This window comes from Anabaena sp. WFMT (assembly GCF_051781005.1).
In the GTDB taxonomy this organism is placed as follows: Bacteria; Cyanobacteriota; Cyanobacteriia; order Cyanobacteriales; family Nostocaceae; genus Anabaena.
Genome location: NZ_JBPWOA010000020.1, coordinates 51,466 through 71,056 on the forward strand (window position 1 = coordinate 51,466; position 19,591 = coordinate 71,056).

19 protein-coding genes and 1 tRNA gene are annotated in these 19,591 nt (G+C 38.6%); 14 read left to right on the top strand and 6 right to left on the bottom strand.

Annotated elements, in window-relative coordinates:
• Positions 1 to 80 precede the first annotated feature (80 nt).
• Entirely contained in the window at positions 81 to 1,961 is a 1,881-nt protein-coding gene (locus ACSQ6I_RS12965) for an MASE1 domain-containing protein (protein WP_438890731.1), read from the bottom strand.
• 244 nt (positions 1,962 to 2,205) lie between these two features.
• On the opposite strand from ACSQ6I_RS12965, the gene ACSQ6I_RS12970 reads away from it, so the two are divergent.
• The 4 genes from ACSQ6I_RS12970 to ACSQ6I_RS12985 all read left to right on the top strand — a co-directional run bounded on the left by ACSQ6I_RS12970 (position 2,206) and on the right by ACSQ6I_RS12985 (position 5,770).
• Positions 2,206 to 3,699, top strand: coding sequence for a thymidylate synthase (locus tag ACSQ6I_RS12970; protein ID WP_438890732.1), 1,494 nt, complete (start codon positions 2,206 to 2,208; stop codon positions 3,697 to 3,699).
• Positions 3,700 to 3,771: 72 nt separating this feature from the next.
• The gene (locus tag ACSQ6I_RS12975; RefSeq protein ID WP_438890733.1) at positions 3,772 to 4,617 is read left to right on the top strand and encodes a hypothetical protein; all 846 of its coding nucleotides are present in this window, start codon (positions 3,772 to 3,774) and stop codon (positions 4,615 to 4,617) included.
• Between the two features lie 100 nt (positions 4,618 to 4,717).
• On the top strand, positions 4,718 to 5,143 hold the full coding sequence (locus ACSQ6I_RS12980) for an XRE family transcriptional regulator (RefSeq protein WP_438890734.1): 426 nt from the start codon (positions 4,718 to 4,720) through the stop codon (positions 5,141 to 5,143).
• A 57-nt stretch (positions 5,144 to 5,200) separates the two neighbouring features.
• Entirely contained in the window at positions 5,201 to 5,770 is a 570-nt protein-coding gene (locus ACSQ6I_RS12985) for a deoxycytidylate deaminase (RefSeq protein ID WP_438890735.1), read from the top strand.
• A gap of 71 nt (positions 5,771 to 5,841) precedes the next feature.
• Here ACSQ6I_RS12985 and ACSQ6I_RS12990 read toward each other — a convergent pair.
• A tRNA-Arg gene (locus tag ACSQ6I_RS12990) sits at positions 5,842 to 5,914 on the bottom strand.
• A gap of 354 nt (positions 5,915 to 6,268) precedes the next feature.
• Here ACSQ6I_RS12990 and ACSQ6I_RS12995 point away from each other — a divergent pair.
• From ACSQ6I_RS12995 to ACSQ6I_RS13005, 3 genes are all read left to right on the top strand, one after another.
• Complete coding sequence (locus ACSQ6I_RS12995) at positions 6,269 to 6,928, top strand: Npun_F0813 family protein (protein ID WP_438890736.1); 660 nt, start codon at positions 6,269 to 6,271, stop codon at positions 6,926 to 6,928.
• Positions 6,929 to 7,070: 142 nt separating this feature from the next.
• The gene (locus tag ACSQ6I_RS13000) at positions 7,071 to 7,949 is read left to right on the top strand and encodes a hypothetical protein (protein WP_438890737.1); all 879 of its coding nucleotides are present in this window, start codon (positions 7,071 to 7,073) and stop codon (positions 7,947 to 7,949) included.
• An 18-nt stretch (positions 7,950 to 7,967) separates the two neighbouring features.
• On the top strand, positions 7,968 to 8,999 hold the full coding sequence (locus ACSQ6I_RS13005) for a transposase (protein ID WP_438890738.1): 1,032 nt from the start codon (positions 7,968 to 7,970) through the stop codon (positions 8,997 to 8,999).
• Positions 9,000 to 9,197: 198 nt separating this feature from the next.
• Here the strand turns inward: ACSQ6I_RS13005 and ACSQ6I_RS13010 are convergent, their stop codons facing one another.
• On the bottom strand, positions 9,198 to 10,154 hold the full coding sequence (locus tag ACSQ6I_RS13010; RefSeq protein ID WP_438890739.1) for an ADP-ribosylglycohydrolase family protein: 957 nt from the start codon (positions 10,152 to 10,154) through the stop codon (positions 9,198 to 9,200).
• Positions 10,155 to 10,393: 239 nt separating this feature from the next.
• On the opposite strand from ACSQ6I_RS13010, the gene ACSQ6I_RS13015 reads away from it, so the two are divergent.
• The 3 genes from ACSQ6I_RS13015 (at position 10,394) to ACSQ6I_RS13025 (ending at position 14,214) form a co-directional block, all read left to right on the top strand.
• The gene (locus ACSQ6I_RS13015; RefSeq protein ID WP_015217526.1) at positions 10,394 to 10,930 is read left to right on the top strand and encodes an outer membrane beta-barrel protein; all 537 of its coding nucleotides are present in this window, start codon (positions 10,394 to 10,396) and stop codon (positions 10,928 to 10,930) included.
• A gap of 469 nt (positions 10,931 to 11,399) precedes the next feature.
• The gene (gene sir / locus ACSQ6I_RS13020; protein ID WP_438890740.1) at positions 11,400 to 13,313 is read left to right on the top strand and encodes a sulfite reductase, ferredoxin dependent; all 1,914 of its coding nucleotides are present in this window, start codon (positions 11,400 to 11,402) and stop codon (positions 13,311 to 13,313) included.
• A gap of 439 nt (positions 13,314 to 13,752) precedes the next feature.
• A complete protein-coding gene (locus ACSQ6I_RS13025) occupies positions 13,753 to 14,214 on the top strand; it encodes a DUF29 domain-containing protein (RefSeq protein ID WP_438890741.1) in 462 nt (153 codons plus the stop codon).
• 91 nt (positions 14,215 to 14,305) lie between these two features.
• On the opposite strand, the gene ACSQ6I_RS13030 is transcribed toward ACSQ6I_RS13025, so the two are convergent.
• Complete coding sequence (locus ACSQ6I_RS13030) at positions 14,306 to 15,085, bottom strand: carbonic anhydrase (RefSeq protein WP_438890742.1); 780 nt, start codon at positions 15,083 to 15,085, stop codon at positions 14,306 to 14,308.
• Positions 15,086 to 15,264: 179 nt separating this feature from the next.
• Here ACSQ6I_RS13030 and ACSQ6I_RS13035 point away from each other — a divergent pair, with 179 nt between their 5' ends.
• Positions 15,265 to 15,975 (top strand): 16S rRNA (uracil(1498)-N(3))-methyltransferase, encoded by a 711-nt coding sequence (locus ACSQ6I_RS13035; RefSeq protein WP_438890743.1) that lies wholly within the window; start codon positions 15,265 to 15,267, stop codon positions 15,973 to 15,975.
• Between the two features lie 78 nt (positions 15,976 to 16,053).
• Positions 16,054 to 17,133 (top strand): tetratricopeptide repeat protein, encoded by a 1,080-nt coding sequence (locus tag ACSQ6I_RS13040; RefSeq protein WP_438890744.1) that lies wholly within the window; start codon positions 16,054 to 16,056, stop codon positions 17,131 to 17,133.
• A gap of 159 nt (positions 17,134 to 17,292) precedes the next feature.
• On the opposite strand, the gene ACSQ6I_RS13045 is transcribed toward ACSQ6I_RS13040, so the two are convergent.
• Positions 17,293 to 17,664, bottom strand: coding sequence for a hypothetical protein (locus ACSQ6I_RS13045; protein ID WP_438890745.1), 372 nt, complete (start codon positions 17,662 to 17,664; stop codon positions 17,293 to 17,295).
• 353 nt (positions 17,665 to 18,017) lie between these two features.
• On the opposite strand from ACSQ6I_RS13045, the gene ACSQ6I_RS13050 reads away from it, so the two are divergent.
• Positions 18,018 to 18,635, top strand: a complete 618-nt coding sequence (locus ACSQ6I_RS13050; RefSeq protein WP_438890746.1) for an esterase/lipase family protein — start codon at positions 18,018 to 18,020, stop codon at positions 18,633 to 18,635.
• Between the two features lie 14 nt (positions 18,636 to 18,649).
• Here the strand turns inward: ACSQ6I_RS13050 and ACSQ6I_RS13055 are convergent, their stop codons facing one another.
• A complete protein-coding gene (locus tag ACSQ6I_RS13055) occupies positions 18,650 to 19,078 on the bottom strand; it encodes a VOC family protein (RefSeq protein WP_438890747.1) in 429 nt (142 codons plus the stop codon).
• 106 nt (positions 19,079 to 19,184) lie between these two features.
• On the opposite strand from ACSQ6I_RS13055, the gene ACSQ6I_RS13060 reads away from it, so the two are divergent.
• Positions 19,185 to 19,334, top strand: coding sequence for a hypothetical protein (locus ACSQ6I_RS13060; RefSeq protein WP_438890748.1), 150 nt, complete (start codon positions 19,185 to 19,187; stop codon positions 19,332 to 19,334).
• The last annotated feature ends 257 nt before the right edge of the window (positions 19,335 to 19,591 follow it).

A 19,591-nucleotide genomic window follows, 5' to 3' on the forward strand; every position in this document is an offset into this window, starting at 1 on the left:
ATTTTCCTGATTTCTTTTATATTAATAAATGTAACATTAAAGTTAATATTTGTAAAGTATTTTCATCTGGGAGAGATGATTTAGATTTTGAGGATGATGCGATCGCGTCCTTGGTTTTTTGCCTCATAAAGTGCCTGATCTGCGGTAATCACGATTTCTTCAGGTCGATTTTCCGCTATGGGAATACAGGTAGCAATACCAATGCTTAAGGTTACATGGTCACATACCCGTGAACGTGGATGGGGAATATTGACTTGGTGGATGTGTTCCCGAATCGAGTTAGCAATATGAAATGCTCCCTCAGCAGTAGTTTCGGGGAGAAGAATTGCAAACTCTTCCCCACCATACCGAGCTACTAAATCATTGGGACGCTGAACGTTAATCTTCAGTATCTGAGCGATTTGAATTAAACAACTGTCTCCCTTTGGATGTCCATAGGCATCGTTATAAGCTTTAAACTCATCAGCATCACAGATAAGTAGAGAAAGTGGCTGTTGAGTGCGAATACAGCGTTGCCATTCTTTAAATAATACTTCATCAAAATGACGACGGTTAGCAATTTGTGTCAATCCATCTAAACGAACTTGTTGCTGGAGTTGGAGTTCTAGCTGTTTGCGATCGCTAATTTCCGTAACAACTACTCCCACAGCAAAGGGAATATTATCTGCATCCAGGATGGGGAAATATGAAGCTAACCAAGTTCTAGACATACCTGCTTGGTTATGAAATTTAAAACTTATTTCTTGATTTCGCAAAGGTTTTCCCGTGGCAATCACCTGCTGACAAACATATTCTATATCTGGAGATAGTTGCGGTAATATTTCTTGAATTTTCTTACCCAGGTGATCAGCAACCGATATCCCGTTAATTTCTGCGATTATTTCATTAACCCGAATATACCTAAGTTCCTGATCCAAAATACACATCCCAATTGAGGCAGATGAAAAAAAGCCATTAAGTTGGGACTCACTCTGTTGCAATGCTGCTGTTCGTTCTTTGATCTTGATTTCTTGTGTAGCTAAGGTCTGGTTCAGAGATAACTCAGCTACTTGTCGTTCATCAATCACGGCTGAAAGCAAAAGTGCAGTAAGTGAAAAGACACCTGTAAAGGATTGTAAAAGCATAAACGATTGATAGGGTTCGTCTTTCACAAACGGGCCATACCCTTGTGAAGTAGCAAAAATAGCGATCGCAGAAACCAAGGTCACAAAAATACTGGAAACAAAATTACCGAGACGAAAAACAGACCATATCAAAATAGGGAGCAAAGTGTATTCCAAATTATATCCGCCCATAAATGTGAGCCAGTTTACACTTAGAATAATACTCAATACTAATAGTGTCTCCCCTCTACGGTAGTAGTATTCTTTTTTATGTAAATAGGTTTTCCATAAGAGTAACGATGGCGTGAATATCAGGTGAGCTAAAGCGCTTGTTAACCACCATATTAACCAGCAAATACCATAACTGTTCCAAGGAATAGTTCCCATCAAACATGATGCTGTAATTCCCATAGTCGCTGATATAATTGGTGAAACAACAGCACCCAGAATAAACACAAAGATCGTATTGACCTGATTAAATATATTTCCATGAGGAGCAAACTTTTTAATTATATAAGTGGCGAATAAAGGTTGTAGACAATTACCACAAGCACAGATAAGATTCAGTAAAATAAAATTTAAAATTGATAAAGGCGGTGTTAAACTCAATAAATTTTTAGAAAGACCAAGTATAGAACCCAGAATAATTCCTGGAAATACCCGCTTGCCTAATAAGAATACTGCTGCCAAAGTCATTGCTGAAGGAAACCAAACAGACGCAACTTTTCCTGGCAAAGAAGTAAATTCTAAGCTAATTATAACACAAATACTGTAGGCTATTGCTATTAATAAGTTGAGAATAATCAGCTTTTTATCTGTAGGTTTAAATAACCAATTTGTTCTTTTGATTTGCCACATAGTTTTAATTCATTAAAATTAATGACATTCCCGAAAAAATTGCCCTATTAATATGAATTGAAATTAGTTTACATTAATGCGGATTATAACATAATCAAATCTTTATGTATCTGTGTAAAAAGCCTTATTTTTATCGAAATTCCAGGTAATTGATTGTTTTTCCCGCAAATTAAGATTTGTGAAAATAAAAATATATTATCCTATGATCTTCGCTACAATGGTAAAATTTGACTTTTAGCCAATCATGAAAGGAACAGGTCAAGCTACTGAATTTCGTTACACAGCACAACACAAGCCGAATCAGTTAATTTACGGAAACGGGCAAACGGCAGTAATTACAGGGTGGACAGTGAAGCAAGCGATCGCAAAACACCTGCAACCGTCAGATTATGCTGTCATTGGGCAGCTATATTCACCCACCAGAGGAATAAACCTACTAATTCGTAACTTATTATTGAATCCTCATGTTCGTTATTTGGTTGTCCTCAACGCTACCAAAGAAGATAAAAATGCAGGTGCATCTCAGTGCTTACTCGATTTTTTCCGTAATGGAGTCGAAGAAAGTTTAAGCGACACTGGACGCAAATCTTGGGTAATTCGTTCTACCATTACTGGATATATTGATATAGATATTGATATAGATGTTTTAGAAAAACTGCGACATTCTATAGAATTTCAAGAAGCTCAATCAATAACAGCAGCAGTTGAGAAAGTTAAACATTACTCCCAACAAGAAGCAATTGATCCTTGGGGAGTTTCCTTAGAATTTCCTATGGCTACCATTGAACCCACAGTTTTACCAGGTTCACGCTATGGACACAGAATAGAAGGTAAAACCATAGCTGAAACTTGGGTAAAAATCATTCACCGCATTAAAACCACAGGTACAATTAGACCAACCGGCTATGATGGCAAATGGCAAGAATTAATAGATTTAATGGCAGTTGTCACCGATGAACCTGCTGATTTTTATTTTCCTGAACCCAATTATTTACCAATAGATAAAAGCTTTTTAGCAGAATACATTTCCCAAATATTAGATGATTCACCTAATCGAGAAGGAGTTAAATACACATATGGTCAACGTTTGCGTTCTTGGTTTGGACGCGATCAAATTGATCAGGTGACTCAGAAATTGATTGGAGAAATTGATGCTGCTAGTGCAGTCATGACTTTATGGGATGTGAAAGATCATGAAAAAGGTGGTAGTCCTTGTTTGAATCATATTTGGTTGAGAGTTGTGGATAATGAATTATCGCTAACTGCAACTCTCAGAAGTAATGATATGTTTGCTGCTTGGCCTGCTAATGCAATGGGTTTAAGGGCTTTGCAAAAACATATTCGAGATGAGATTGCTAAACATTCTGAATATGATTTGAAGATGGGACCACTGATAACTATAAGTCAGTCGGCTCATATATATGATGATACTTGGAGCAATTCTGAACAACTGATTCAAGAACAATATGCTGCAATTTGCAGAAACTTAGATTACTATGATCCCGCAGGAAACTTTTTAATTGAAATTGCAGAAAATAAGATAGTTGTTACACATACAACCCCTGGTAGTGGAGAAATTGTAGGTTGCTATTCTGGTAAAAATCCTTTGAAATTAATCAAAGAAATTTGCGCTGCTTTACCTGCAATACGTCCAGATCATGCAGGATATTTAGGTATAGAATTGCAAAAAGCGGCAAATTGTATTAAAATTGACCAGCCTTATGTTCAAGATCAGTAACTACGAACAAACAACCATGTTGGGAACAGTTGTAGAAGACTCTAATGCTTTCTTAAGCTCAGGGAGTATTTAATGTCTATTTTGAGTGATCGGGATATTATCAGGGAACTGGGAAGAGGGATTTTTTTTCATCCACTTAAACCAGGTAGTATTAAGGCTTGTGATTTATGTCTAACTGCTAGTGAGTATGCTTACGCTATTGGACTAAAACAACGCTTACCAGTAGATACAGAACAAAAGCAAGATAACCCTAACGAAGAACAGAAGTTTTTCTACATACCCCCAAAAGATACTGCTCTAGTATGGACTGATGAATCTGTCTGGTTGAGTAATCAATTTCGAGGTCCACTTTATTCTGTGGTTGATCGAGTTTCAAATGGTTTAGGACATCTTGGAACAAGGGTAAATCCTAACTGGTCAGGCGTTCTTTGTATAGCTATTCATAATTTTTCAGAGGAAGCCGTTAGAATTAATGTCAGAGATGTTCAAAACCCAATTGCCTATTTAGCTATTGAGAAATTAAGTTCTAAAACCCTAACTAAACCCAAGTCCGATAATCCTGCAAGACTAGATGTACTTCGTGGACAGCGTAATCGTAATGAAATTGATGATTATTTTAATCACAGAGAAAATAGTTGGATGAGGGATAATACTGGACTACTAAAGAAACTCATGCTGGACTCAGAAGAGTATAAAAAATTGAACGTAGGTATTCAAGATACATTGTTTGGTCTTTTAGGTTCAGATGAACAGGTAAGATGGACAGCACTAAGTGCAATTGCAGCCTTATTAGCGGTAATTATTTCAGCTATTGCTCTATTTAAACCTTCCTCTTCATCTACTTCAAGCTCAAATATGCTGCTTATACAGCTAAAAACTTTGCTTAATCCAATAGTAAATTTAACCTCAAACAAATAGTAACTCTATTTTTCTGGCAAGAAGATATTTATAATCTTATTCTCTAATTTATGTGAGAGAATAGGTTGTTTATTATTGTGATAAAAAGTAAGCAGAAACAATGTACAAAGTATATGTGTCTGGTGCGCTGACTGATGTTGAAAATCCAACAGAAACTAAAGCACTTTATGAAAAAATAGGCTTGGTTTGTGAAGAAGTCGGTCTTCAAGCTTATGTACCACATTTACACACTGATCCAGTAAATAATCCTGATGTTACTCCTCGTCAAGTTTTCGATAAAGATAAGCATCAAGTCAGCATCTCAGACTTGGTTATTGCTTACCTTGGTTCCCTTTCTTTCGGTGTAGGAATGGAGTTAGCTTATGCAGAGAAAAACAATATTCCTATTATTCTTCTGTACGAAACAGGTAAGCGAATATCAAGATTCCCTCGCGGTATTCCCACTGTGATTGCTGAGATTCAGTTTCATGAATATGAAGATGCTTTAAATCAGTTGAAAAACTTTTTATTGAAGTGGAAGCAATAGCAACTAAAATTTTTATTGCCAGCAAAGTAGTATAGTAAAGTTTAAAATAGAAACACGATGCAAGATATTTGTTTATCTGAGGAATACTATCAAAGACCGACTTGGGATGAATATTTCCTAATGTTGGCTAAATTAGCAGCAACTCGCTCAACTTGTCTTGCTTTTCCAGTGGGTGCTGTAATTGTTAAAAATAAGCAAATCGTAGCTACAGGTTACAATGGTTCACCATCCGGTTCGGCTCATTGTACCACTCAGAGATATTGTTATCCAGGTTTAAGTAGCTGCGATGCCAGCAAAACATTACCATCAAGGGCTGTACACGCGGAAGCAAATGCGATCGCCCAAGCTGCAAAATATGGTATATCTACAGATGGATCTAGTATTTATGTCACATTGGAACCTTGTCTATCTTGTTTAAAGTTAATCATCTCTGCTGGCATCAAAGAAGTGTTTTATGAAACTTCTTTTAATAGTGGAGAAAAAGCCTTGGTGAGAGATTCATTCGTTAACGAAGGCTTAGTTACTATCAATCAGGTTAAACTTTCGGAAGCTATAGCCCAAAAAGCAGCTTTGTTTTTACTAACCTCTACTTCTGTAAGCAATTTGGATATGGTACAAAGTCCTTAGAGAAAACTGTGGCAATCCATGTGATATATAATTACTGCTAGACTAGGGGGGTTGTCTATACAGACTTAAAACGAGCGCGGCAGGGCTCGAACCTGCGACCGATTGCTTAGAAGGCAATTGCTCTATCCACTGAGCTACGCGCCCAAGAGTAATCTCTGGGTTCCCAAAAAGTCATCATACACCATTATATCTCTTATTCCTAGCAACAAGCAAGATCAAATTGAAAATTTTCCAATCTCAAGACTAAGATCCAAGTCATGAATCAGTAGATGTACACTAAAAACTAAACATATGGGATATTCAGGTATATTGTGATGTCAAGGAAGAATTTGACTAATCAGTACTAATGCCCTCTATGGCGTATGCTGGTGAAACATCTGGCAAATGCCTAATTCTCCCATACCATAATATAAATAATTATACTGTCGGCTATGTTGCCCAAGTCCATGACATATTTTTTGTCAAAACAGCCCCTGTGAGGAGTTATTTGCTAGTGCCATGTTTATTCTCAAACGCCAGGATGTTGAAATCTCAACTATTCAGCACCCAACGCGGGATCAGCAGGTGCCGATCCTCCATTATCAGGGGCAAACCTTTCGCCTGATAAGTGTTTTCAAAGCTAGTCAAGAGGTTGAAGCCAAAGCGTTGTGGCGATCTCTTACTGACAATCGAGGTAAAGCCTGTGTCCTGCTTGAAGAACCAGAGCGCTTTAGCGTCTGGGGCAAAATCCGCTTAGAACAGCTAGAAAATGATACAGGTAGTCATAGCAATGTTGAAATTTTGACGTTAGCAAGTATTGTGCTGCTGCAAGCCGTTTATCTGGATATCGAAGATTTATTAGGTAATCGACAAGCAAGTTTATTTGAAAAAGATATAACAGGGATACTACAGCAAAAGCAATTTCCCCAAATATCTTCCTCAGAGTCAGTGAAATCTTTGCTAACTGTTGAGCCTTCACAAATACCTAAACTGCCTCCTTGGCAAGAAACTCATGTGATTATTCTCCTGGAAGAACTGCATCGACTAGGAAAAACTTATTTTGGTGATACCAATTTTGCTCGTCAATTAAAGGATCGGTTACAAGATATGCAAGAAGAAGAGCAATTAGTATTCATCGGTTGGTTAAATCAATCTCCACTAGGTAAACTTTGGCAGTAGCATGGATATCATTTGATTACAAACTGTCCATTAGCTCTTGCTTTAGGTGTTAAATGGTGTAACACCCAGTAGATCAACTGCTGGCCACATCATCAAATTGCACCAAAAATACTGCTAGAGTGCATTTACCTAGTTGAGACTTATGAGTAACTATTACAACAATTCATACCGTTCTAAGTCGATTTTCACTACTCAAAACATAATTCTGATTGGTATGGGTTGGGCTATTCTGGCGCTTTTATACTTTTTGTTGTTTAGCGCTAAAATACCTGGACCGAATGGCACGGAAAACCGTGGTGATTGGTATGTTTTGGGGACAAACATTTTTGAAGCTTTGGCTTACTTGGGTGCAGGTATCTTATGCTTAAGAAACTGGCGGAGTACCCAGATTGTCAGTAGTCGAAAGGTTTGGCTATTAATTGGCTTAGGTATGATTGCTTATTTTATTGGAGGGATAATATTCGGCTATACAGAAGTGGTCTTACAACAAGACCCGGAAGTATCTTTAGGAGATATATTTTTTGTACTGAGTTATATATTCCTAGGCGTAGGAATGGCTTTAGCTTTGTTCTCCCGGCGAATTAATCTAGAAAAATGGCAGTGGCTGATTGTCACCTCAATTGGATTATTAGGCAGTTTTGTCGCCTGGTGGATTTCTCAGACAAATAAAGCATCTTCCGAGGGACTAGATACTCTTATTCAGAAAGTAACTTTTGTTTTGAATTGGTTTTATGTAGTTAGTGATGTGCTGCTGTTAATTATTGCGACAATTATGCTGCTGGCCTTTTGGGGAGGAAAAGTTTCTTTATCCTGGAGAATGATTGCAGCGGCGGCATTTTCGCTCTACATTGCAGATATGTGGTTTAAATATGCCACTAATTATGTTCCCGATTACCAAAGTGGAGACATACTAGAAGTGTTCTGGGTGTTTAGTGGAGTTTTATTTGGTATGGGCGCTGCTTTAGAATACGAAGCATCATTGAGCCTCAAGCGGCGTACCAGTGGACGCAAACGAAGTTAACAAATTTTGGTGTCTACCGTGAGAAAATTAACAGATTCTGACAAACAAGAGATTCTCAAGCTATATAGAGAGACTGCCGAAACAACATCGACTTTGGCAGAACGCTATGGTGTGAGCAACTCTACAATTAGCCGACTGCTCAAAAGTACTTTACCAGAAGAAGAGTATGAGTACCTTGTTTCTCTAAAACGTGCTGCTAGAACCCCTGAAGGCAGAGCGCAGGTAAGCTACGAGCAGTTACCTTTGTTGAGTAGTCAACCACAGATAGAAACAGAAGTAGTCAATAGGGACACTCAAAGAGATCGCAGCGACACTATCAACGATCGCAGTGATGCCTCCGGCGATCGCAATCGTGTCAAGTTGCCAAAGGTTGAACTACAGCAGCCAGCTATAGAAGAGGAACCTAATTCTGAGCAGTTTCCCCAGCCAATTCCGGCTATTAGAAGGGTGAAAACTCGCTCCTCAGCCACTGAAAAACCGAAACCAGTAGTCAAGGAAATCGAAATTGTCCGACACAAGCCGCCAGAAATCCCCAGCATACCCAGAACCATCCTAGAGGATGAACATCCAGCGGTAAACCTGATTGAGGATATCTTCGACGAAGACTTGCTAGATGAGTCAGATGATTTGGACGATTTAGATGATGATTTGTACGAAGATGAGGAGGACTTTGAGGATGAAGACTACGAAGAACCAACACCTTTAGTCACAAGACGTAAGCCAGGAGAAGCCCCTGTCCAAGTCTTACCCTTTTCGGTGGCTAATTTACCCAAAACTTGCTACTTAGTAATTGACCGTTCTGCGGAATTAATTACCAGGCCACTCAAGGATTTTGGTGACTTAGGCACAATCCCCACCATCGAAAACCAACAGAAAACTCTACCAGTGTTTGATAATCACCGAGTAGCCAAGCGTTTCTCTACTAAGCGCGATCGCGTGATTAAAGTTCCTGACAGTAGAATGCTGCACAAGGCTAGTACCCATCTCCAAGCCAAAGGCATCACCCGACTGTTGATTGATGGTCAAGTCTACTCCCTATCTTTGGTTTAGTCCTACTAACCCAGAAATTGCAGGTGCAGACAAGCAGAGGAGCAGGTAGAGAGTAGAATTTATCTTCCTGTGAACAAACCCTCAAAGTTTTCTTGACAGACTATGAGAGTTGATGAAAATACTCACTGGCTATAGTATTTTTGTCAGTAGTCAGCCCTATTTACAGTGAATTGGCAATTGAGGAAAGAGTTTATTTCTTCAATTGCCAATTTCTCGTTCACTATCAACAGCCTTAGCCAAACGATTTGCTAGGTCAATGATGTCCTGTTTACGGGCAATTTGGTCAATCCATTCGTGAGGAATATTTTCCACACCGTGATAAATTCCTGCCAAACCACCAGTTACTGCCGCAGTAGTATCTGTATCTCCGCCTAAATTAACAGCTTTGAGAACTGCTTCGGCATAAGCAGAGGTATTTAACAAACACCACAAAGCTGCCTCTAAAGTATCAACCACATAACCACCAGAATTAATCTCTTCTATAGGTATTTTGGCAATTTCACCACTAAAAACTCTATCAAAATGGGGTTTTTCTAAAATATATTCACTGCCAGAATAAAGAGGCTGAATTTTGCTTAATCCTTGTAAATAAGCTGCTTTAGGTTCCAAACCTGCCAATAGCTCTATCGCAATACTAATATAAATGCCACAGGCCATTTGAGAACGGATATGGGCATGAGTGATGCAAGAAACTTGATGCACACGCTCTATCAATTCCCGGAAATTTAAGGACTGATAAAAATAAGCCATTGGCAAAATTCGCATTAAAGAACCATTACCATTATTTTTTTCACTAGTACCACCTGCTTTTAGAGGTGAAGCTCCCTGATGCCAATTCATAATAGCTTGTCTTGTCGTGCTACCAATATCGAAGACTTGACCATGAGCAGCCCAGTAACCTTCCTTGTACCAACGCCAGAAAGAATTGGCGATCGCTAAAAGTGAAAATCCCTCACAAAGACATTCGGCCAAACACAAAGTTAGTGAACTGTCATCTGACCAAGTTCCCGCTGGCTGATTCCACGTACCATAACCCAACATAGTTGTCACCGGAGATATCTTGCGTTCAGCCCGGCTAGTGAACTCCACAGGTACACCCAAGGCATCTCCGACACATACACCCATCAAACCTGATAATATTTTTGCAGGGATCATGATTTCATCTCCAAGGAAATTTCCCAAACTTTTCAAAACTTAAATTTATAATCTGGAATGCTAAAATATGCCTGTGTAATTATAACTGTCGATGCAAAACTGGCTGAATCACTTAATCCTAAATATATTGCATCAATAGCAATCAGGATTTCAGCAAATTAGAAACTTCTCTGGAACTTTTTTATCTGAATATTCGACTTTCAATTTAACAGTAAAACTTCTAAAATTTGGTCAAAATTATGAAACGTTTACTCAAGTCTTTACTCACCATTTCTGCTTTATCTTCTTTAGTAATTGCCCCAGCATTTCTTACAGTTGGTAAAGCTGCTGCTGAAACACAAAAGGGTACTGATGCTAGTTATATTGGTGCTGGTGTAGCGGCTGGTGTTACCAATGGCGGTCAAAATAACGATGCTGCTACCTTAGGCGGAAATATCACAGGCCGTGTGAAATTAGGAAATACTCCCTTTTCCGCACGCGGTAATGTCCTCTGGAGTGATGAAACAACTGCTATCATTCCTGAAGTTTCTTTAGATGTACCCATTGCTAATAAAACCAATGCCTTTATCACTGGTGGCTATTCTTTTGTAGAGGCAGATGGTAAGCCAACACCTTTGGGTAATAGAGATTCTGTAGTTGTAGGTGCTGGAGTAGAATCTGAAGTTGCCAAAAACTTCCTTGTCTACACTAATGCTAAAGTTGGACTCAAAGCTTACCAAAATAGTGATGCTTCTGCTGTGAGCATTAATGGTGGTCTTGGCTATCGCTTTAGGTAGAAAGGAAATTTACTCCAATTGATTGCTAAATTTGTCTCTGGGGGGAAATTGCAGGATGAGACTGATACAATACATTGAGTAAATTTGTGCAATTTAAAGTCATGATCGCTGTTGGCAAAACTCACAGATATGTTTATATGTCAACAGGTAAAAAGTAAGTTATATCGTGTTAAATTACACCTATTTACTAAGTGCTGGTTTTATCAAGTGTTAAATCACTGATAAAGCCAGCGTTTTGCCATGTTAAAATTAGATTATTCTTCATAATTCCGACCGAATTTTGGGTGTTCTCATAGCTGAAAAGGTACTGTTATAGCAGGAGTCAGGAATCAGGAGTCAGGAGTCAGGAGTAAAACCCTGTTGTGGACGGAGTTTCATTAATACGCTTGATGTCCTAACCTCGTTGTCCGTTGCTATAAATTCCTAATTCAGCTTTAACTGATGCATTATTGACAAACATACTACTGTAATGGTTAACTCTGCTCCTTCCCCCGTTAGCAACCGCAAGCCTTCCAAAGTAGAAGGTATCAAAGAAAATAGTAATTTTTTGCGTGAACCTGTAGCTACTGAGATTCTCCAGGACACAACTCACTTTAGTGAAGATGCAATCCAGATTCTCAAGTTTCACGGATCTTATCAACAAGATAACCGTGATAATCGCGCGAAAGGACAAGAAAAAGATTATCAGTTTATGCTGCGGACAAAAAATCCTGGTGGGTTAGTACCACCGCAGCTGTATTTGGCTTTGGATCAACTGGCTGATGAATATGGTAATCATACGCTCAGAGCTACGACTCGCCAAGGATTTCAGGTACATGGTATCCTGAAAAAGAATCTGAAGGCAGCGATCGCTACTATTGTCCAAAATTTAGGTTCAACTTTAGGCGCTTGTGGTGACATTAACCGTAACGTCATGGCTCCCCCAGCCCCTTTAAAAAATCGTCCAGAATATGAATATGCTTGGGAATATGCCCAAAATATTGCTGATTTACTCTCTCCCCAAACTGGCGCTTATTATGAAATTTGGTTAGATGGGGAAAAAGCAATTAGTGCAGAAGAACATCCAGATGTCAAAGCTGCACGACAAAGTAATGGTAACGGTACTATTGTTCATGATTCCGTAGAACCAATCTATGGAACTCACTATATGCCTCGCAAATTTAAAATTTGCGTCACGGTTCCGGGTGATAATTCCGTTGATTTATATTCCCAAGATTTGACTTTGGTTGTCATCACCAATAAAAAAGGCGAATTGCAAGGGTTTGATGTCTTTGCTGGTGGTGGTTTAGGAAGAACACATAATAAAGAAGAAACCTTTGCCAGAGTTGCTGATCCCATTTGCTATGTAGCCAAGGATGATGTTTATAATCTCGTCAAGGCTATTGTCGCTACTCAGAGAGATTATGGCGATCGCACTGACCGACGACACGCTCGGTTAAAATATTTAATCAATGATTGGGGTGTAGACAAATTCCGCACCCAAGTAGAAGAATATTTTGGCAAAACTGTCGAACCTTTTAAAACCTTACCCAAGTTCAAATATCAGGACTTTTTAGGCTGGAATGAACAAGGCGACGGTAAACTGTTTTTGGGTATTTCTATTGAAAACGGTCGGGTTAAAGATGAAGGTGCATTCCAACTAAAAACCGCCTTACGGGAAATAGTTGAGAAATTTAACCTCCCCATTCGACTGACAGGCAACCAAAATCTGCTATTTTACGAAATTGCCCCAGAAGACAAAGCAGCCATTCAAGAGATTCTTGACCGTTGTGGTATTGTTGCTGACCCCAGCCAAATAGCAGCCTTAACTCGCTTTGCTATGGCTTGTCCCGCTTTACCTACCTGCGGATTGGCAATTACCGAATCTGAAAGAGCAATTCCAGGAATTTTAGACAGAATCCGCGCTTTATTAGATAAATTAGGTTTACAAAAAGACCATTTTGTGGTAAGGATGACCGGTTGCCCTAACGGTTGCGCTCGTCCTTACATGGCTGAATTGGGTTTTGTGGGCAGTGCGCCAGAATCCTATCAAGTTTGGTTAGGTGGTTCACCAGATCAAACGCGTTTAGCTCAACCTATCATTGAGAAATTGCATGACAATGATATAGAGAGCTTCCTAGAACCGATATTTATCTACTTCAAAAAATTCCGCAAAGGGAAAGAGAGTTTTGGTGATTTTTGCGATCGCATGGGTTTTGATGCTATCCGCGAATTTTCAGCCACCTATACACCCGGAGAACCCACCAGTAGCGGTAAATCACGCCATCGGGTAAGTCTGAGAGATGATGTGTATTTACATCTCAAGGAAACAGCGGAAAAGCAAAATCGACCAATGACTGATTTGGTACATGATGCGCTAGATAAGTACTTCCAAAATCTGTAGTAACCCGCAGATAAAAGTGCAAAGTAGGGTGGGCAATGCCCACCTTGTATATAGCAGTCCTAAATGATTCATGAACACTTCTGTTAAGAGTTCCCTTCCCATGACTTAGGGACTTCCAAATAAAAAAATATACAAATATTTCTTGTGGTGCGGGCATCTTGCCCGCTAATTATCAAGGGCAGGCAGGATGCCTACCCTACAACATGAGATCATTTATTTTCTGGAAGTCCCTTACGTCACGCTACATTATCACCGATAAGTTCTCAACTCAAATAGGATTGCTATATAAATAGGGTTTGATAAAAATCTCTTTTGAGATGTTTTGTGAAATTGGGACGCTCCCAAAAATCCTCATCCTGTACATCCTTAAATCCTGTAAATCCTGATTCAGACAATTTATGTTAAAATTGGTCTAATTATGTTATCTGAGGGATAAGGTATGACTACAAAAATAGTCCCTTCTATTCAACCTACCCTTTATGAAGAAGATTATTATTTATGGGTAGAAACAACTCTCCAGCAAATACAAAATAAAGATATTGAAAATCTAGATTGGCAACATTTAGCAGAAGAAATAGAAGCTTTGGGAATTGAACAAAGACGAAAAGTAGAAAGTTATCTCAAACAATTATTAATTCATCTTTTACTTTATCGTTATTGGGAAACTGAAAAAGAATTTTGTCAGCGAGGTTGGAAAAATGAGATTTCTAATTTTCGAGATGAATTAGAATTTTCTTGTCGTTCTCAAACACTTTACAACTATTTTCTTAACTGTTTAGATTCAGTTTATCTCAAAGCCAGAAAACAAGCAATTCAAAAAACAGGTTTGCTTAGTGAAGTTTTCCCGGAACAATGTCCTTTCAGCCCTGAAGATATCCTCAATAGTGATTTTTTTCCTTAGACGGATGATGTCCAGTATTTTTGTTGTCTGATAGCGAAGCGTGGCGTAGCCATATCAGACAAATACAAAATCTGGAGTAAAAAAATTCCACCTATTTTCCGTGAAACTCTATTCTCCTACTATTGATAGGTTGCACTGGACGCGCATTCACTTGATATAAACTTTTAAAAGTTGCAATTTGCTCTTCTGAGACTTGAATTGGTTTTATCAGCACATTCCATTTAACATTTTCACTGCACGGTGGGGTAGTTAGTGAGCCAGTATAGCTGAAATATTCTTTACTATTAGGTAATAAATTGCCCACATTGATAGGGGAAGTTTTGACAATATTGTTTTGTCCCACAGCAGGAATATTCATCCAAATTAGATCAATTAAGGGATTAACTACTCCTTTCTTGATCATCACTCCCACAACTGCTAGTTGTCCGTTTGCATTACGGTGTACCAAGTGCATTTCCATAGCTGATGCTTGATCATCAATAGTATGTTCACTTGGGGTGTGAAAATGAAACTGGAGGAGTTCATATTCTTCACCGTTGATTTTAATAGTACTACCTGGATTGTAATTTACTTGGATAGTGTGACCATTATTAACGACTGATAAAGGTGTCGATTTATAATTGAACTCCATATTTACAGGAGTTCCTTCTACGGCATTATTGATATTGATGGGAGATTGATATTTTCCCAGTTCACAAAGCTCAAAATCAGAACTGAGTTTACCCCATGCGGTTGCATTATCTATGCCGACATAACTCCAGTGTGGCATCATTTTATCAGCTAAGGCTTGGGGCGAGAATATAGCAATTAACACTATAAATGATGCAGCAATTATGAGAAAGTTTCTACACAAAAGATTATTTGTTTTCACACTTAACTTCCTGGCACTAATATCTATTTTCTCAAGTTTATATCTTAATAAATAATGCCATATTATGATCATAAAGTATAAAATTTATGTTTTAGAATGGTGATGCCTATTCTGTCCTTAAAACAAAAATCATTATCCTGTAAATCCTTAAATCTTGTAAATCCTGATTCAGACAGATTATGTCTCAACTCCAACGCATTACTATTCATCCAGCCCAACTTCAACAAGGACAAATTTCATTTACATCCCAACAACAACATTATTTATTGCGGGTTTTACGGTTACGGGAGGGGGATAAATTTATTGCAATGGATGGCATGGGTAAATGGTGGTTAGCGCAGGTAGTAGGGGAACAAGGACAGGTTTTAGAAGCCTTACAAGTGGAAACCGAGTTACCTATATCTATAACTTTGATGGTGGCTTTACCAAAAGGAAATGGCTTTGATGATATTGTCCGGTGTTGTACAGAGTTGGGTGTAGCTTGTATTATACCGATTTTGAGCGATCGCACTTTACTCAATCCTAGTCCTCAAAAACTTGAACGCTGGCGACGCATTGCAGCCGAAGCAGCGGAACAATCAGAGCGTTCATTTGTCCCAACCATCTTAGAACCTATAGCTTTTAGTAAGGCTATCAACGAATGTAACGCTCATCAGCGTTTTATTTGTGAAGCGCGTGGTCACTATCTACATTTAGCAAAGGTAATAAATAATAACTTATCTGGAGAAATTGCGATCGCTACAGGCCCAGAAGGAGGATGGACAGATCAAGAAATTGAACTAGCACAACAGGCAAAATTTCAGCCTATTTCCCTTGGTCGTCGCATCTTACGGGCAGTCACCGCGCCAATTGTTGCCGTATCATTAATTGCGTCTGCTTGTGAACTATAAAGGATATATCTCACGCAAAACGGTAACACTTTTCTTTGCTTCTTAGCGCGAGACATCCATTCAGAGTCATTAAAAATCATGCTGGAAGAAGTCACCGCTGCCTTTGAACGCAAAGACTATCAAACCGCAGCCACATTACTCAAACCCTTACTCAAAGAATCCCCAGAAAATCCTTGGGTACAACTTTATCTAGGTCGCTTACATGAAGTTTCTGGAAAGCGTCAGCAAGCAGAAAAAACTTATCGCCAACTAATGCGGCTGACAAGCCATAACAAAATATTGGCACAAGCACGTCAAGGTTTGCAGCGTCTCGAAGAAATCAAGCAAGAAGAAAAACAAAGAGCTATTTCCCAAGCCACAGCAGAACCAACTAACACCGAACAGGGAATATTAGTATTAGAACCCATTAGTAACGAACTAAAAACCATAGCTGCGCCAAAACTAGCCCTGATTATGCAGATAGACTCCTACACAGCTAGGTTAATACTACCAAGTCGTACTTGGAGAGTATACCGCAACGGAAAAGTAGGTGAACTTCAATTTTATGGCACACAGATACAGCAGGCGGGAATTCCCTGCTTCTGGTTGACAATTCCACAAATTCAGCAAATTCAAGTATTTCAAGTTCAATATTTCTCAGAATTGCAACCAAAACCCACTGTTATTTGTCGCAATGTAGAAAATCAAATTGGTTCGTTCAGTTTTGACTGGTCAGAAGTCACAGATAGAGTTGTCGGGCTGTTACCAATTTTTGAACAGGTTGTAGATGTTAATGCCCGTCGTCAACTAGAACGCAAAACCCAAACTCAAGACTATGCCCAATTCTGTGATTTACATTTACCTAAAAGAAATAGCATTTTGCGAATTTATGACCAAGGCTATGAATTTCAGCAAGGTTTAGAAATTACACCCCAAGCCAATCAAAACACAATTAGAATCAACTGGAATAATTTGATCAACTGGCTGGAACATCAACTACCACAAGTCAAGGTTTGGTCAGAGTTCAAGTCTTTTGGAGAAACAGTATTAGATCAATCAGAAATGCTGAATCAAATTCCCTCTCACATTCACTTATTCCGGCGAGAGCAAAGCAATTGGGATTCAGCATTTCACTTATACAGTGGAATTGTATTTCTTAAAAATACATCAATAAATTGACAGGGCATGGAAATAAAAACAAAATTTGAGATTTGAGATTTGGGATTAAATAATTCAAAATGCCTAATCTAGAAAGGATTTGATTAAGCCATTTTCAAGCAAAGAATCAATCTGAAATCGTCAATCCCAAAATGAATTATTATTGCCCTATCGCCAAATTTATCCAGGAGTTTTCACCTGACGCGCCATATCTAGATAGGTGTTCATATTAGCTCCAGGACGGCGACGACCATTAGAAGAGGAAGGAACTAAATACTTGGGTGCAAAGGTAGTCTCAGTTGGTACTGCTGCTTTAGCTGGTTCTGCTTTGGCTGCTGGTGCTTTAGCTGGTTCTGCTGTAGCTTTAGTTGCTACTGGTTTAGCTTTGGCTGCTGGTGCTTTAGCTGGTTCTGCTTTAGCTTTAGTTGCGACTGGTTTAGCTTCAGTCGCTTCTTCTTTTAGTTGTAAGTAGTAACCATTGTCTTTCTTGGCAAACAGTCCAGTAATAAAACCCACAATTCCCGCGATTAAATTTTTGATAAATCCAAACATGACAATTTCTCCTGTGTTTAAATATCTTGCAATATCAACGTAATTATTAATTATTGCAGTAGAATGTTACATTTTGTTGCCATAATTGCTTCCGGTAAGAATCCCTACACATTTCTACTTATCAAATTGTAGTCACACTATAGGGCAACTGTTATCACCTCATTACAACTACTGGCAACTTGTAAATACTGCGAACTAATTATTAAATTTTAATGTAACGAGGAGCAAGATTCTGAGACTTTACTTAATAAAAATTAACAATCACTAGTTACCTACAAAAACTGTCATAGCTCGTTTGCAAGTGGATATGCTACTCAGTTATATTTTCTACAGAATTGATGCTAGAAAATCTGATGAACACTGATCTACAACAGCGCAATCCCATTTTATTAGTACATGGTATTAATGACACAGGCGCAGTTTTTAATAGAATGGCGTTCTACCTCAGACAAAGAGGCTGGTCTGTTTATACCCTAGATTTGTTGCCTAACAATGGATCTGAGGTTCTGGATAAGTTAGCACAGCAGGTAGCTGATTATGTAGCTGCTACTTTTGCACCAGAACAACCATTAGATTTACTAGGCTTTAGCATGGGTGGAATTGTTAGTCGCTATTACATCCAACGTTTGGGGGGAATAGATAAAGTCCAGCGTTTTATTACCATATCATCTCCCCACCAAGGAACTATGATGGCTTACGGTTCTTGGCTTCCGGGTTGTGTGCAAATGCGTCCCGATAGTTCTTTGCTTGAGAATTTGAATTTTGATGTCGAGATGTTAAAACAGTTAAATTTTACATCTATATGGACACCTTATGATTTGATGATTGTACCTGCGACAAGTTCACAAATGTCATTAGGTAAGGAAGTTATCTTACCAGTTGCATTCCACCCTTGGATGTTAACAGATCATCGGACTCTAGCAATAGTCGCAGAAACTTTCACAGAACCAATTAATTACGTATTAGCGTAGTTAATTACTTTAGTTTAAGTTTCGCCAATCAGAATATGCTCAGAACTCCCAAAAATCGCCTCTGGATAGCGATAATACTTAAATTCCATTAAGTTATAGAAAGGATCTTCTAGAAAGAAAGTTTTATGCTCTAGGGAAGAACCAACAAAGCGGTTTTTGCCTTCTTCTCTAAAAGTTAGCTGTTTGATGTGCGCTCTTTCTAATAATTGTTGCCAATCTTGTTCATCTGTAAAAATTAACCCAAAATGTCGGGGATAAATACCAGGTTGGGGTATTAAAGATTCTTTGGTAATATGGGCTACAAGCTGATGACCGTAGAGATTGAGAATAAGGGCGTGAGGGTTTTCTCTTCCGGGTATGCAACCCAAGCCATCAACATAATAGGCTTTGGTTTGGTGAATATTGCTGACGGGGAAAGCGAGATGAAATAAAGTTTTTTGCATAGTGAAGACGGGCTAATATGCTGAAGAACCACAAATTTCAACATCTCCACAAGTTTTCCACAATCTATATCTATTGTGAGCATATAAACCAACGGACAACAAAGAGATGCAACTCCATCATCCCAACTGTATCCAAGAATCAATGCAAGTTCTCATTGATGCTAATTATTCTAGTCAAGAATCTGAAGAAATTCTCACATTAGAGGATTTAGTGGAAATTTTAGAGAAATTAGATAATTACCTGGCTACTATTTAGTAGTATCTGTCTGCCAGTTTACTGTTATTAGTTAAGTTTGCATAGATTCATAGATGTCATTTTGATGGGAGAAGTTGATATTCAATTATATCTCTTCAATCATTATCAATCCACTTCTGTAAGTTGGACAGGTATTTCACAGCCATCAAGTAAACTAGTTGCCAATAATGGTAGCCTTCCTGTTGCCAGCATATTAATTTATCTTTTTTCACCATTCCAAATAATGGAAGCTTGATGTACTGGTGGTAAAAGTACAC

Excerpts from the sequence above, each read along its gene's own strand:
- ACSQ6I_RS12965 (WP_438890731.1), bottom strand. The coding sequence starts at position 1,961 with ATGTGGCAAATCAAAAGAACAAATTGGTTATTTAAACCTACAGATAAA.
- ACSQ6I_RS12970 (WP_438890732.1), top strand. The coding sequence starts at position 2,206 with ATGAAAGGAACAGGTCAAGCTACTGAATTTCGTTACACAGCACAACAC.
- ACSQ6I_RS12975 (WP_438890733.1), top strand. The coding sequence starts at position 3,772 with ATGTCTATTTTGAGTGATCGGGATATTATCAGGGAACTGGGAAGAGGG.
- ACSQ6I_RS12980 (WP_438890734.1), top strand. The coding sequence starts at position 4,718 with ATGTACAAAGTATATGTGTCTGGTGCGCTGACTGATGTTGAAAATCCA.
- ACSQ6I_RS12985 (WP_438890735.1), top strand. The coding sequence starts at position 5,201 with ATGCAAGATATTTGTTTATCTGAGGAATACTATCAAAGACCGACTTGG.
- ACSQ6I_RS12995 (WP_438890736.1), top strand. The coding sequence starts at position 6,269 with ATGTTTATTCTCAAACGCCAGGATGTTGAAATCTCAACTATTCAGCAC.
- ACSQ6I_RS13000 (WP_438890737.1), top strand. The coding sequence starts at position 7,071 with ATGAGTAACTATTACAACAATTCATACCGTTCTAAGTCGATTTTCACT.
- ACSQ6I_RS13010 (WP_438890739.1), bottom strand. The coding sequence starts at position 10,154 with ATGATCCCTGCAAAAATATTATCAGGTTTGATGGGTGTATGTGTCGGA.
- ACSQ6I_RS13015 (WP_015217526.1), top strand. The coding sequence starts at position 10,394 with ATGAAACGTTTACTCAAGTCTTTACTCACCATTTCTGCTTTATCTTCT.
- sir (WP_438890740.1), top strand. The coding sequence starts at position 11,400 with ATGGTTAACTCTGCTCCTTCCCCCGTTAGCAACCGCAAGCCTTCCAAA.
- ACSQ6I_RS13025 (WP_438890741.1), top strand. The coding sequence starts at position 13,753 with ATGACTACAAAAATAGTCCCTTCTATTCAACCTACCCTTTATGAAGAA.
- ACSQ6I_RS13035 (WP_438890743.1), top strand. The coding sequence starts at position 15,265 with ATGTCTCAACTCCAACGCATTACTATTCATCCAGCCCAACTTCAACAA.
- ACSQ6I_RS13040 (WP_438890744.1), top strand. The coding sequence starts at position 16,054 with ATGCTGGAAGAAGTCACCGCTGCCTTTGAACGCAAAGACTATCAAACC.
- ACSQ6I_RS13045 (WP_438890745.1), bottom strand. The coding sequence starts at position 17,664 with ATGTTTGGATTTATCAAAAATTTAATCGCGGGAATTGTGGGTTTTATT.
- ACSQ6I_RS13050 (WP_438890746.1), top strand. The coding sequence starts at position 18,018 with ATGAACACTGATCTACAACAGCGCAATCCCATTTTATTAGTACATGGT.
- ACSQ6I_RS13055 (WP_438890747.1), bottom strand. The coding sequence starts at position 19,078 with ATGCAAAAAACTTTATTTCATCTCGCTTTCCCCGTCAGCAATATTCAC.
- ACSQ6I_RS13060 (WP_438890748.1), top strand. The coding sequence starts at position 19,185 with ATGCAACTCCATCATCCCAACTGTATCCAAGAATCAATGCAAGTTCTC.